The organism is Pseudomonas sp. PA1(2017) (assembly GCF_001945375.1).
Lineage (GTDB): Bacteria > Pseudomonadota > Gammaproteobacteria > Pseudomonadales > Pseudomonadaceae > Aquipseudomonas.
Window position 1 is genome coordinate 123,413 of sequence record NZ_MSXU01000003.1, and the last position, 13,401, is coordinate 136,813.

Annotated in this window: 11 protein-coding genes; 3 read left to right on the forward strand and 8 right to left on the reverse strand. The window is 63.2% G+C overall.

The genetic code is table 11. The features are described 5' to 3' along the window. Positions 1 to 3: 3 nt before the first annotated feature. The 4 genes from BVH01_RS05720 to BVH01_RS05735 all read right to left on the reverse strand — a co-directional run bounded on the left by BVH01_RS05720 (position 4) and on the right by BVH01_RS05735 (position 5,136). Positions 4 to 789, reverse strand: a complete 786-nt coding sequence (locus BVH01_RS05720; protein WP_075929409.1) for a Na(+)-translocating NADH-quinone reductase subunit C — start codon at positions 787 to 789, stop codon at positions 4 to 6. Then, positions 782 to 1,993, reverse strand: a complete 1,212-nt coding sequence (locus BVH01_RS05725) for an NADH:ubiquinone reductase (Na(+)-transporting) subunit B (protein WP_075929410.1) — start codon at positions 1,991 to 1,993, stop codon at positions 782 to 784. Before BVH01_RS05725 ends, BVH01_RS05720 begins: the two co-directional genes overlap by 8 nt. 2 nt (positions 1,994 to 1,995) lie before the next feature. After that, on the reverse strand, positions 1,996 to 3,333 hold the full coding sequence (locus BVH01_RS05730; RefSeq protein WP_075929411.1) for a Na(+)-translocating NADH-quinone reductase subunit A: 1,338 nt from the start codon (positions 3,331 to 3,333) through the stop codon (positions 1,996 to 1,998). Between the two features lie 354 nt (positions 3,334 to 3,687). Continuing rightward, a complete protein-coding gene (locus BVH01_RS05735) occupies positions 3,688 to 5,136 on the reverse strand; it encodes a glyceraldehyde-3-phosphate dehydrogenase (RefSeq protein ID WP_075929412.1) in 1,449 nt (482 codons plus the stop codon). A 152-nt stretch (positions 5,137 to 5,288) separates the two neighbouring features. Here BVH01_RS05735 and mfd point away from each other — a divergent pair, with 152 nt between their 5' ends. Further along, positions 5,289 to 8,732, forward strand: coding sequence for a transcription-repair coupling factor (gene mfd / locus BVH01_RS05740; protein WP_075929413.1), 3,444 nt, complete (start codon positions 5,289 to 5,291; stop codon positions 8,730 to 8,732). 183 nt (positions 8,733 to 8,915) lie between these two features. Here mfd and nagZ read toward each other — a convergent pair whose 3' ends face one another. Together nagZ and BVH01_RS05750 are read right to left on the reverse strand one after the other, a co-directional pair. Next, entirely contained in the window at positions 8,916 to 9,914 is a 999-nt protein-coding gene (gene nagZ / locus BVH01_RS05745) for a beta-N-acetylhexosaminidase (protein WP_177344603.1), read from the reverse strand. 147 nt (positions 9,915 to 10,061) lie between these two features. Then, positions 10,062 to 10,766 (reverse strand): TetR/AcrR family transcriptional regulator, encoded by a 705-nt coding sequence (locus BVH01_RS05750; RefSeq protein ID WP_013792001.1) that lies wholly within the window; start codon positions 10,764 to 10,766, stop codon positions 10,062 to 10,064. A 553-nt stretch (positions 10,767 to 11,319) separates the two neighbouring features. Between BVH01_RS05750 and lexA the strand changes: the two genes are divergently transcribed. Then, positions 11,320 to 11,931 (forward strand): transcriptional repressor LexA, encoded by a 612-nt coding sequence (lexA, locus tag BVH01_RS05755; protein WP_075929415.1) that lies wholly within the window; start codon positions 11,320 to 11,322, stop codon positions 11,929 to 11,931. 11 nt (positions 11,932 to 11,942) lie between these two features. Beyond that, positions 11,943 to 12,398, forward strand: a complete 456-nt coding sequence (gene sulA / locus BVH01_RS05760) for an SOS-induced cell division inhibitor SulA (protein ID WP_075929416.1) — start codon at positions 11,943 to 11,945, stop codon at positions 12,396 to 12,398. Positions 12,399 to 12,500: 102 nt separating this feature from the next. Here the strand turns inward: sulA and BVH01_RS05765 are convergent, their stop codons facing one another. Continuing rightward, a complete protein-coding gene (locus BVH01_RS05765) occupies positions 12,501 to 12,740 on the reverse strand; it encodes a hypothetical protein (protein WP_027910358.1) in 240 nt (79 codons plus the stop codon). Positions 12,741 to 12,852: 112 nt separating this feature from the next. Beyond that, a complete protein-coding gene (locus BVH01_RS05770; RefSeq protein WP_075929417.1) occupies positions 12,853 to 13,374 on the reverse strand; it encodes a DUF6586 family protein in 522 nt (173 codons plus the stop codon). Positions 13,375 to 13,401: the final 27 nt, after the last annotated feature.

Sequence of the window (13,401 nt, forward strand, 5' to 3'; positions counted from 1 at the left end):
GGATCAAGCCTCCCCTGCGGACAGCTTCTTGAGGAACGGCGCGAAGCCATCCTCACCGAGCCAGAAGTGGATCATGTGGGTCACGCCGTTGGCGGTGATGGTCGCCCCGGCGATGGCGTCCACCTGGTAATCGGCCTGCGGGCTCTGGGCATTGACGCTGCCCTTGATCACGCGCAATACCGGCTCACCGTTCTGGTAAACCTTCTTGCCGACCCACTTGGCCTGCCAGTTGGGGTTGTCGATCTCGCCACCCAGGCCCGGCGTTTCACCGTGCTGGTAGAAGCCGATGCCGGCCACCGTTTCCAGGTCGCCCTGCAGGGCCACGAAACCGTACATGGTCGACCACAGGCCGTAGCCGCGCACCGGCAGCACCAGGCGATCCATCTGCCCGTTCTGCTCGATCTGGTAGACCACCGCGTAGTGTTCCAGGCGACGGATCGAGGCGATATCGCGCTCTTCCGGAATCGCGCTGGACAGCGACGAATCGGCAACGGCCTTGTTCTGGTCGAAGGTGTGCGGGTCGAAGGCGTCGCTGTAATCACCGGTGCGCAGGTCGACCAGGCGCGGCGTGACGCGCGAGGCGAACACCTCGCGCACTTCGTCGCTGGACATGCCGGGCTGCCACAGCTCGGCGATCACCAGCACCGCGCGCTGGCGATCCACCAGGGCATTTTCCTGCTGGGTAGGACGCAGGATCAGTGCAGCGGCCGAGACGGCGATGGAGCACACCAGGCACATCACCAGGGTGACGACCAGCGTGCGTGTCGGGGTTTCTTTGAGCTTAGACATTACGCGCCAGCCTCCGCTTGATGTTGGCCCGCACCACGTAATGGTCGATCAGGGGCGCACACAGGTTGCCGAACAGGATCGCCAGCATCATGCCTTCCGGGAACGCCGGGTTGACCACACGGATGATGGTCACCAGCAGGCCGATGAGAATGCCGAAGATCCACTTGCCGGTATTGGTCATGGAGGCCGACACCGGGTCGGTGGCCATGAAGATCATCCCGAAGGCGAAGCCCCCGGTGACCAGGTGCCAGTACCAAGGCATGGCGAACAGCGGGTTGTTGTCCGAGGCGATGGCATTGAACAGCGTGGCGGTGGCGATCATGCCGATCATCACGCCGCTGACGATGCGCCACGAGGCGATCTTGGTGATCAGCAGCACCGCGCCGCCGAGCAGAATCGCCAGGGTGCCGGTCTCGCCGATGGAGCCCGGCATCAGGCCGATGAAGGCATGCGTCCAGGTCAGGCCATCGTTGACCAGGCCGTTGACGCCGCCGTCGGCGATAGCGGTCAGCGCCGTGGCGCCTGCGTAACCATCGACGGCCGTCCACACGCCGTCACCGGATATCTGCGCCGGGTAGGCGAAGAACAGGAAGGCGCGACCGACCAACGCCGGGTTGAGGAAGTTCTTGCCGGTACCACCGAACACTTCCTTACCGATCACCACGCCGAAACTGATGCCCAGCGCGACCTGCCAAAGCGGAATGCTCGGCGGCAGGATCAGGGCGAACAGCACGGAAGTGACGAAGAAGCCTTCGTTGACCTCGTGACGGCGGATGGACGCGAACAAGACTTCCCAGAAGCCGCCGACGATGAACGCCGTGAGGTACACGGGCAGGAAGTACGCCGCCCCCTGGATGAAGTTGTCCCACAGGCTGGTCGGGTCGAAGCCTCCCAGCGCACCGATCAGCGCGAAGCGCCAGCCGTCCTGGGCGGCGAGCAGGTCAGGGCTCTGCGCATAGATCAGGTTGGCCTGGTAACCGGTGTTCCACATGCCGAAGAACATGGCCGGAAAGGTGCAGGCCCACACGGTGATCATCATGCGCTTGAGGTCGATGCCGTCACGCACGTGGGCGGTGGTCTTGGTCACGCTGCCGGGGCGATAGAAGAAGGTGTCAACGGCCTCGTAGAGGGCGTACCATTTTTCGTATTTGCCACCTTTTTCGAAGTTGTGCTCGATCTTGTCGAGGAACTGGCGAACGCCCATGTTCAACCCTCCTTCTCGATGAGGGCCAGACAATCACGCAGGATCGGACCGTATTCGTATTTGCCGGCACAAACATAGGTGCACAGCGCCAGGTCTTCCTCGTCGAGCTCCAGGCAGCCGAGCTGCTGGGCCATCTCGGTGTCGCCGACGATCAGCGAACGCAGCAGTTGCGTCGGCAGGATGTCCAGCGGCATCACTTCCTCGTAGTTACCTACCGGCACCATGGCGCGCGGGCTGCCATTGGTGCTGGTGGAAAACGCGAAGCGCTTGGCGGCGTTGAGCTTGGACACGAAGATATTGAGGATCGAGTGCTTGTTCACCCCGGCACGCAGGTAATGCAGCATTTCGCGTTCGGTGCCTTCGCTCAGGCACGACACCTGCAAGTGGTAGCGCCCCAAGTAGGCGCAGGCGCCACGCGAAGTGCGACCACCGAGTACCGAGCCGGAGATCACTCGATTCTCGCCAGGTGCCAGTTCACCTGCCGTCAGCTCGGTGAGGTTGGCGCCCAGACGGGTACGCAGCAGGCGCGGACGCTCGACGACGGGGCCGCCCAGCGCGACCACGCGCTCGACCCATAGCTGGCCGCTGGTGAACAGCTTGCCGACGGCGATCACGTCCTGGTAGTTGATGCTCCACACGCTCTTGCTGGCGCTGACCGGGTCCAGGTAATGAATGTGGGTACCCGGCAAACCAGCCGGGTGCGGCCCGGCGAAGGCCTGGCTGCGCACGCCTTCTGCCTGCTCGCCCGGCACGCTCACGCCTGGCGCTTTGCACAGGAATACCGGGCTCAGACGAGCCAGCACCTTGAGGCCGTTTTCGAAATCGCCAGCATGCTCGGCGATGATCGGGGCTGGGTCTGCAGCCAGGGGGTGGGTGTCGATTGCGGTGACGAAGATCGAACTCGGCACGGCATCGACTGCCGGCACCTTGCTGAACGGCCGCGTACGCAGCGCCGTCCACAGGCCGGACTGCTGCAGGTTGTCGCGCACCTGCGAAGGCTCCAGGCTGCCCAGTTGGGCGGCCGGATACTGGGCGAAGGTTTCCTGCTCGTCGCCATCGAGATCGATGACCACCGACTGCAGCACCCGTTTTTCACCGCGGTGAATCGCGCTCACCACACCGGCACCTGGCGCGGTGTAGTGAATGCCTTCCGAGCGCTTGTCGGAGAACAGAATCTGGCCCAGCTTGACCCGGTCGCCCACCTGTACCGCCATGGTGGGCTTCATCCCGTGATAATCGAAGCCTATGACAGCCACGCTGCGCACCGGTCTCGAGGTATCGATCTGCTGAGCCGGCGCGCCCGCTATGGGCAAATCGAGCCCACGTTTTATTTTGATCATAGGTTTGCCTAACCACTGAGCTTATAAATTTTTGAATGACGCTCGACAAACCGTCAGTCACAAAGCAAGACGCACCCCAATATCGCTACTGGTGTAGATCAATGTCGAACGCAGGTAAGAAATCGCCGGGATTATAGAGTTATGCGACAACGTGAAGCCACCCGGGCGGCCGGCTTTTTTCGGATTTCCGTTACAGAACGCAACAGGAATTTAGCGATGGCAGGCTCACCAGGCGGCGACATAACGCCGCACCACCCTACCCGCCGGCTCCGCCGTTGAGCGGCCGCGCAAAAACGGCAGGCAAAAAAATGGGAGCCCGAAGGCTCCCATCTGGTGTCGCGCGGTGCGCTGCGATCAGCGCGGGAAAGCAGGCGGGTTGACCCCGGCCATGTCTTCCATGACGCGGATCACCTGGCAGCTGTAGCCGAACTCGTTGTCATACCACACGTACAGTACGACGCGGTTGTCGTTGGCGATGGTGGCTTCGGCATCGACCACACCGGCGTGGCGCGAGCCGACGAAGTCGGTGGAAACCACTTCCTGGGAGCTGACGAAATCGATCTGCTTCTGCAGGTCGGAGTGCATGGCCATCTGGCGCAGGTACTCGTTGATCTCTTCGCGGCTGGTGGCCTTCTCCAGGTTCAGGTTGAGAATGGCCATGGACACGTTCGGCGTCGGTACGCGAATCGCGTTGCCGGTCAGCTTGCCCTTGAGCACCGGCAGTGCCTTGGCAGCGGCAGTGGCTGCACCGGTTTCGGTGATGACCATGTTCAGCGCGGCGCTACGACCACGACGGCTGCCCTTGTGGAAGTTGTCGATCAGGTTCTGGTCGTTGGTGTACGAGTGAACGGTCTCGACGTGACCGTTGACGATGCCGTACTGGTCATTGACGGCCTTGAGTACCGGCACGATGGCGTTGGTGGTGCAGGAAGCGGCCGAAATGATCTTGTCGTCAGCGGTGATCTCGCCATGGTTGATGCCATGCACGATGTTCTTCAGCGCGCCCTTGCCCGGCGCGGTGAGGATCACGCGGTCGATACCCGGGCACTTGAGGTGCTGGCCCAGGCCCTCGGCATCACGCCATACGCCGGTGTTGTCGACCAGCAGCGCATCCTTGATGCCGTACTGGGTGTAATCGATGGCCGACGGGTCCTTGGCATAGATCACCTGGATCAGGTTGCCGTTGGCGGTCAGGGTGCTGTTCTCTTCGTCGATGGTGATGGTGCCATCGAACTTGCCGTGTACCGAGTCGCGGCGCAGCAGGCTGGCGCGCTTGACCAGGTCGTTCTCGGCGCCCTTGCGCACCACGATGGCACGCAGACGCAGGCCGTCGCCACCACCGGTGTGTTCGATCAGGATGCGTGCCAGCAGACGACCGATACGGCCGAAACCGTACAGCACCACGTCGGTGCCCTTGCGCGGCGAAGCGTTCTGCTGGTTGGCGACGTCGGCCAGCTCGTGCTTGACGAACTGCTCGATGCTGCGGCCATTACCTTCGGCCTTGAACTTGCCGACCATCTTGCCCAGGTCGACGGACGCAGCGCCCAGCTTGAGCTCGCTCATGGCCTTGAGCACGGCGTAGGAATCGTGAACGGCCAGGCCGTTCTGATCAGCCTGACGGTGACGGGCGAAGCGATGCGCCTTGAGAATCTCGATGACCGAGCGGTTGATCAGGCTGCGGCCATGGATCGACAGCACCACGTTGTTGTTGCGGTACAGCTGACCAATCAGCGGAATCATCGCCTCGGCGAGGGCTTCACGGTCAATCCATTCACCAAGACACTGGTCGGGCTTCTGAGTCACGGCAATACCTTCCACATGTAGGGGCTGAAAAAAGGGGCTACATTATGACGACCCAGCTGTGGGTCGGCAATCTGCAGCGGTCGAAACACTGACAGTCATCCTCGCGGATAGTTACAATCGGGGGCCATATCGTTACCAATCGCGAGCCACCCGTGCCTGTACTGCGTCTGCCGTCCTTGCCGGCCACCGCCGGTAAACAACACTGGGGCAACCTGCCCGGTGCCGCGCTGAGCCTGGCCATCGCCGAGGCGGCCAGCTCCGCCAAACGCTTCACCCTGCTGCTTACCGCCGACAGCCAGAGCGCCGAGCGCCTGGAGCAGGAATTGAGCTTCTTCGCGCCGGAATTGCCCGTGCTGCATTTCCCAGACTGGGAAACGCTGCCCTACGACCTGTTCTCGCCGCACCAGGACATCATCTCCCAGCGCATTTCGGCGCTCTATCGCCTGCCGTCGCTGAGCCATGGCGTGCTGGTGGTGCCGATCACCACCGCCCTTCATCGCCTGCCGCCAAAGCGTTTCCTGCTGGGCAGCAGCCTGGTGCTGGACGTGGGCCAGCGCATCGATGTCGACGACATGCGCGCGCGCCTGGAGGCGGCCGGTTATCGCTATGTCGATACCGTCTACGAGCATGGCGAGTTCGCCGTACGCGGCGCGCTGATCGACCTGTTTCCCATGGGCAGCAAGCAGCCGTTCCGTATCGATCTGTTCGATGACGAGATCGAAACCCTGCGCACCTTCGACCCGGAAACCCAGCGCTCGATCGACAAGGTCGAGTCGATCAAGCTGCTGCCGGCACGGGAATTTCCACTGGAGAAGAAAGCCGTCACCGATTTCCGCGGCCGCTTCCGCGAGCGCTTCGATGTCGACTTCCGGCGCTGCCCGATCTATCAGGACCTGTCCACCGGCATCACCCCGGCGGGCATCGAGTACTACCTGCCGCTGTTCTTCGAGGAAACCGCCACCCTCTTCGACTACCTTCCCCAGGACACCCAGGTGTTCTCGCTACCCGGTATCGAAAAGGCTGCCGAGCAGTTCTGGCTCGACGCACGCAACCGCTACGACGAGCGCCGCGTGGACCTCGAGCGCCCGCTGCTGCCACCAGCCGATATCTTCCTGCCGGTCGAGGACTGCTTCGCGCGCCTGAAGGACTGGCCGCGCGTAGTGGTCAGCGCCGACGACATCGAGCCGGGCGTTGGCCGCACGCGCTTCGAGGCCGCCGCCCTGCCCGACTTGGCGATCCAGGCCAAGACCAGCGAGCCGCTGGCGGCGCTGCGCCGCTTCATCGAGGAGTATCCGGGCCGCGTGCTGTTCTGCGCAGAATCCGCGGGGCGCCGCGAGGTGCTGCTCGAGCTGCTCGCCCGTCTCAAGCTCAAGCCCAAGGAAGTCGAGGGCTGGCCACAGTTCTGCGCGAGCAAGGAGCGCCTGGGCATCACCATCGCGCCGCTCGATGAAGGCCTGCAGCTCGAAGATATCGCGCTGATCGCCGAAAGCCCGCTGTTCGGCCAACGCATCATGCAGCGCCGTCGCCGCGAGAAGACCCGCGATGCCGGCGACAACGTGATCAAGAACCTTACCGAGCTGCGCGAAGGCGCACCGGTGGTGCACATCGATCACGGCGTAGGCCGCTATCTGGGCCTGGTGACCATGGAGTTCGACGGCCAGGCCGCCGAGTTCCTGGCGCTGATGTACGCCGAGGAAGCCAAGCTCTACGTGCCAGTGGCCAGCCTGCACCTGATCGCCCGCTACACCGGTAGCGACGACGCCCTGGCGCCATTGCATCGCCTGGGCTCGGAAACCTGGCAGAAGGCCAAGCGCAAGGCTGCCGAACAGGTGCGCGACGTCGCCGCCGAGCTGCTCGACATCTACGCACGCCGCGCCGCCCGTGAAGGCTACGCGTTCCGCGATCCAAAGGCCGATTACGAAACCTTCAGCGCCGGCTTCCCGTTCGAGGAGACGCCGGACCAACAGAGCGCCATCGAGGCGGTGCGCGAAGACATGCTCGCCGCCAAGCCGATGGATCGCCTGGTGTGCGGCGACGTCGGCTTCGGCAAGACCGAAGTGGCCATGCGCGCGGCGTTCATCGCCGTGCACGGCGGCCGCCAGGTGGCGATTCTGGTCCCCACCACCCTGCTCGCCCAGCAGCACTACAACAGCTTTCGCGACCGCTTCGCCGACTGGCCGGTAACCGTCGAGGTGATGAGCCGCTTCAAGAGCGCCAAGGAAGTCAGCGCCGCCATCGAGCAGCTTGCCGAGGGCAAGATCGACATCATCATCGGCACCCACAAGCTGCTGCAGGACGACGTCAAGATCAAGAACCTTGGCCTGGTGATCATCGACGAGGAACACCGTTTCGGCGTGCGCCAGAAGGAGGCCCTCAAGGCCCTGCGCAGCGAGGTGGACATTCTCACCCTGACCGCCACACCAATCCCGCGCACCCTGAACATGGCCGTGTCGGGCATGCGCGACCTGTCGATCATCGCCACCCCGCCGGCGCGGCGCCTGTCGGTACGCACTTTCGTCATGGAGCAGAACAAGCCGACCATCAAGGAAGCGCTGCTGCGTGAGCTCTTGCGCGGCGGTCAGGTGTATTACCTGCACAACGACGTGAAAACCATCGAGAAATGCGCGGCGGATCTGGCCGAGCTGGTGCCCGAAGCACGTATCGGCATCGGCCACGGGCAGATGAACGAGCGCGAGCTGGAACAGGTGATGGGCGACTTCTATCACAAGCGCTTCAACGTGCTGATCGCCTCGACCATCATCGAAACCGGCATCGACGTGCCGAGCGCCAACACCATCATCATCGAGCGTGCCGACAAGTTCGGCCTGGCCCAGCTGCACCAGTTGCGCGGTCGGGTCGGCCGCAGCCACCATCAGGCGTACGCCTACCTGCTGACCCCGCCACGCAAGCAGATGACCGACGATGCGCAAAAGCGCCTGGAGGCCATCGCCAACGCTCAGGACCTGGGTGCCGGCTTCGTGCTCGCCACCCACGACCTGGAAATCCGCGGCGCCGGCGAGCTGCTCGGCGACGGCCAGAGCGGTCAGATTCAGGCGGTCGGTTTCACCCTGTACATGGAAATGCTCGAACGTGCGGTCAAGTCGATCCGCAAGGGCGAGCAACCGAACCTCGACCAGCCCCTGGGCGGCGGCCCGGAAATCAACCTGCGGGTGCCGGCGCTGATCCCCGAGGACTACCTGCCGGACGTGCACGCCCGCCTGATCCTCTACAAGCGCATCGCCAACGCCACCGACGAGGACGGCCTCAAGGAACTGCAGGTGGAGATGATCGACCGCTTCGGCCTGCTGCCCGAGCCGACCAAGAACCTGGTGCGCATCACGCTGCTCAAGCTGCAAGCCGAGCGGCTGGGCATCAAGAAGATCGATGCGGGCCCGCAGGGCGGGCGCATCGAATTCGCGGCGGAAACACCGGTCGATCCGCTGACGCTGATCAAGCTGATCCAGAGCGCGCCGAACCGCTACAAGTTCGAAGGTGCCACGCTGTTCCGCTTCTCGGTACCGATGGAGCGCGCCGAGGAACGCTTCAATACCCTGGAAGCACTGATGGAGCGGCTGCTGGCGACGGTGAAGAGCTGAAAATGATCAGGGCCGCTTATGCGGCCCTGAGCGTTTGTGGTTGAGCTAAAGCAGACACAGCCGAAAGTAATACTCTGTGGGAGCGGACGGGGACGCCTAGTTCATGCCCGCGAAAGAAGTCACGGGCATGGCCCGTTCCCACAGACTGCCTACCCTGTCACTTCGCGGCGACTCGCCTCAAGCTCACTCCACCAACTGCGCCGCGCGTAGCGCCGAAAGCGCCTGCGCCCAGCGCGGATCCTGGCGATAGTCGACGCCCGGAAAGGCCCGCCGACGCATGCGTGCAAGGCCCTTGGGTGCAAAGACATTGAGACGCTGCGCGGCCGACAGGGCCAGCTCCGCGGCCGCCCGGTCGTTGCATACCAGGCCCATGTCGCAGCCGGCAGTCAGCGCCGCCTCGATACGACTGGCCGCATCACCAACCACGTGGGCGCCCGCCATCGACAGGTCGTCACTGAAAATCACTCCATCGAAGCCCAGCTCGCCGCGCAGGATGTCCTGCAGCCAGCGACGCGAGAAGCCGGCCGGCTGGCTATCGACCTGCGGGTAAAAGACGTGGGCCGGCATCACGGCGGCCAGGTCACGACTCAGCGCCGCGAAGGGCCGCAGATCGTTCTGGCGGATTTCCTCCAGGCTGCGCTCATCGGTAGGAATCGCCACGTGGGAGTCGGCCTCGGCCCAGCCATGGCCAGGGAAATGCTTGCCTGTAGCGGCCATGCCCGCCTCTGCCATACCGCGGATAAAGGCCCCGGCCAGCTGGGTAGCGCGCTCGGGGTCGCCCTCGAAGGCGCGATGGCCGACCACCGCGCTGCGCGCGTGGTCCAGATCCAGTACCGGGGCAAAGCTCAGATCGAGCCCCACCGCCAACACTTCGGTGGCCATCAACCAGCCGCACTGGCGCGCCAGTTGCTCGGCGTCGGCGCAACCGGCGATCGCCCGCATGGCCGGCAGCGTCACGAAGCCCTGACGCAGACGCTGCACGCGACCGCCTTCCTGATCCACCGCCAGCAGCAGATCGGGACGAATCGCACGGATGGACTCGCACAGCTCACGCACCTGGCGCGGGCTCTCGATATTGCGGGCAAAGATGATCAGGCCGCCCACTTCGGGCTGGCGCAGCAACTGGCGGTCTTCGGCGGTCAGCCAGGTACCGGCGATGTCCACCATCAGGGAGCCATACAGGGGAGTCGTCACAACGCGTATTCCTTGAATAGAAGCTTCACGCCCATGGGACATTGGTGCCGGCCAGAGTTCCGGGCCGTGGGCGGTTATCTCGAAGGACGCTAGCTTAGGGGCAGCCAGGAGCCACGGGCAAGCAGTGCCCCCGACTCATGGCTTGATGATGGGCGGGCTTTTGTGGCGAGGAATGAGCTGGGCAGCGGCAAGGCGCGGATCGGTCACGCCGCTCTCCGAACGCATGCCGGCCGCCAGGAAAGGCACCATCAGGCGCATCACCTGCTCGATGGAGGTGTCCACGCCAAAGTCGCTTTCGGCCATGGCGCGCAACGCCTTGATGCCGGACATGCTGAACGCCGCCGCACCGAGCATGAAGTGCACGCGCCAGAACAGCTCGAGGGGAGGAATACCGGGAGCAGCTTCATGCACCAGGAACATGTAGCGGCGGAACACCTTGCCGTAGACCTCTTCGAGGTATTTACGCAGGTGGCCCTGGCTCTGGCTGAATGCCAGGCCCAAAAGGCGCATGAAGATCGACAGATCGTTGCCACTGCGCGGCTTGACCGCCAGGGCCTGCTCGACCAGGAGTTCGAGCAGCTCCTCTAGGCTGAAGGTGACCCCTGGCTTGCTCTGGCGCTTGTCCAGTTCACGCTCCAGGCTGGTGCAGAATGGCCCGAGAAAGCGTGAGAACACCGCCTGGATCAGGGCCTTCTTGGAGCCGAAGTGATAATTGACGGCCGCCAGGTTCACCCCGGCCTTGCTGGTGATCAGGCGCAGCGACGTTTCGGCAAAGCCCTTCTCCGCGAACAACTGCTCCGCAGCGTCGAGAATGCGTTCAACGGTTTCAGATTGCGCCATGACATCCACCAGACAAACAAGTGTTTGAAACATACGTTTCAGCGCGTGCCACTGTCAAGTCGCGCAAGGCGTATTCTGGATGCTCAGTCATCATTTGGCGATAGCGTCGCACGCAACCACGCTATCCGGTGTCTCGAAGGCTACCGGTCATCCGCCGCCCGGCTGTTAGAACCTGTTCATAATCTTTAAGCCCAGGTTCGTCGACTTTGGCGGCTAAGTGGGGCGGACATTTGTAGGGTGGACCGGGTCGCGTAGACGACGCTTCACCTAAGCGGCCCGACCCGTCCACCGCTTCGTGATCGCAACGGTGGATGAAAAGAGCGTCATCCACCCTACGTGGCTGTGGGAGCGGGCCATGCCCGCGAAAAATCACGGGCATGGACGGTCCCACAGGTGAAGCAACGATGTCCGCCTCTGCCTTGTAGTTGCCTCTTCATGCGCATACAACACTCTGAACAAGTTCTTATATGGGCGGCACCTTCATCAATCGATTGCCAAGCACGCCTTACTGTATATAATACCAGTCACTGTATAAAAAGCCAGAGCGCCTCACATGATCAAGCTGACGCCCCGCCAAGGCGAAATTCTCGCCTTCATCAAGCAGTGCCTGGAAGACAACGGCTACCCGCCGACCCGCGCGGAGATCGCTCAGGCGCTCGGTTTCAAGTCGCCGAATGCCGCCGAGGAACACCTCAAGGCCCTGGCGCGCAAAGGCGCCATCGAGATGACCCCAGGCGCTTCCCGCGGTATCCGTATTCCGGGTTTCGAACCCAACCAGGAAGAGGAAGATGGCCTGCCGGTGATCGGCCGGGTCGCCGCCGGCGCACCCATCCTGGCGCAGCAGCATATAGAGGAGGCCTGCCGGATCAACCCGGACTTCTTCCGCCCCAAGGCCGACTACCTGCTGCGCGTGCGCGGCATGAGCATGAAGGATATCGGCATCATCGACGGTGACCTGCTGGCGGTGCACACCACCAGCGAGGCACGCAACGGCCAGGTGGTAGTGGCGCGCATCGATGACGAAGTGACGGTCAAGCGATTCAAGCGTGAAGGCAACACCGTTTGGCTGCTGGCGGAAAACCCGGAGTTCGCCCCGATCGAAGTGAATCTGGAAGAGCAGGACCTGATCATCGAAGGTTTGAGTGTCGGCGTCATCCGCCGCTAATTGGAGGCGTCATGCAGTTTCCCCAGTCGTTGAGCCGTAACCAGCTGCCCCTGTTCGATGCCTTCCTGGCATCGACCATCGCAGCCGTCGAGGAACCAACCAGCCACGAAGCCACCTTCAGCGAGGTGTCGCTGCGTGGTGCCGCGGGGCATTGCCTGACGCTACTGGCGCCCATGCTGCGGGAACTGAGTGAGAAAGATGACGAGCGCTGGCTGACCCTGATCACCCCACCCGCCAGCCTGACCCAGAGCTGGCTTCGCGAGGCGGGCCTGAACCGCGAGCGCATTTTGCTGCTGCAACCACGCCACAATCAGAGCGCACTGCAACTGGCCCAGGAAGCACTGAAGCTCGGTCGTAGCCATACCGTGGTCAGCTGGCTGCATCCCCTGCCCCAACATGCACGCCAGCAATTGGAAGCTGCCGCCCGTATCGGCAAGGCGCAAAGCCTGAACATCAGCCTGGGCTAAGATTCAGCAGCGGGTAAGCATCAATCCAGAAAGACAAAGGCCAGCAATATGCTGGCCTTTCGTTTAGTTGCGTTCGCCTGACTGGATGCAGACGAATGCCTGTCAGTGAAGAACGCGCGGCTGCTCGTCTTCTTCGTGCTCGAAATCACCTTCCGCCATTCGGCCGGCCATCTGCACGCCGACGTTGAGCATCGCCTTGGCGACCTCCACATGCTGGCCCTGCAGGAACGCCTTGGCATCTTCCGAGAAGTCCAGCACCACCAGTGCTTCCTCATCGTCGGCTCGACGCAGGGCGATACGCCCATCGGGCAGTTCGACGATTTCAAGGAAAGACGTAGGCATGACTCGGGTTCTCCACGAAAGGCCGCCCAGTGTAACAGCGAGCCCGCCCGATCGCTTGGCGAAAAAACCGCCAATTGCCGAACGGGCGTTCAATCAATGGCAAGCGGCGTGATTACCACTCACTGAGGCCGACACGAAAACGCTGGGCCAGCGCCTTGAGTTCCTGCCGCCAGCTTTCCAGGGTTTCGCGCTCGAGCAATGGCGGCTCGTCGCCCACGCTTACCGCCTCGATCAACGTCGAAGCGCCGGGATCGCTCTTCTGCTCGCGCGGCGGACGCGGCGGTTTGAACAGCTCGGCATGGGCGGCCAGAAGCTGCCCCAGCCAGGTCTGCCGGTTCTCGGCCAACTCGATCAGCTCAGCCAGCTCCGGGCTCGGCGCCCCATCGAGGTTCTGACGATCGAGCAGCACTTCGGCACGGGCCGCGCTGCTGTTGGGCAAGCGGTAGAAACCGGCGATTTCATGGCACAGCCCGAGCAACGCGCCGTACAGGTGGAACAGCGTAGCCTCGCGCTCGGCCTGTACCAGCGCCTGGGCATTCATCGCCCGCCCTTCCTCGGCCTTGCGCCAGGACTCCAGGGAGAGCCCGGCGTAAAAGATCTTCTGGTTGGTGCGGGTATACAGTTCGCCAGCCATTTGCACTCCTTCAGGTGCGCCCATCAA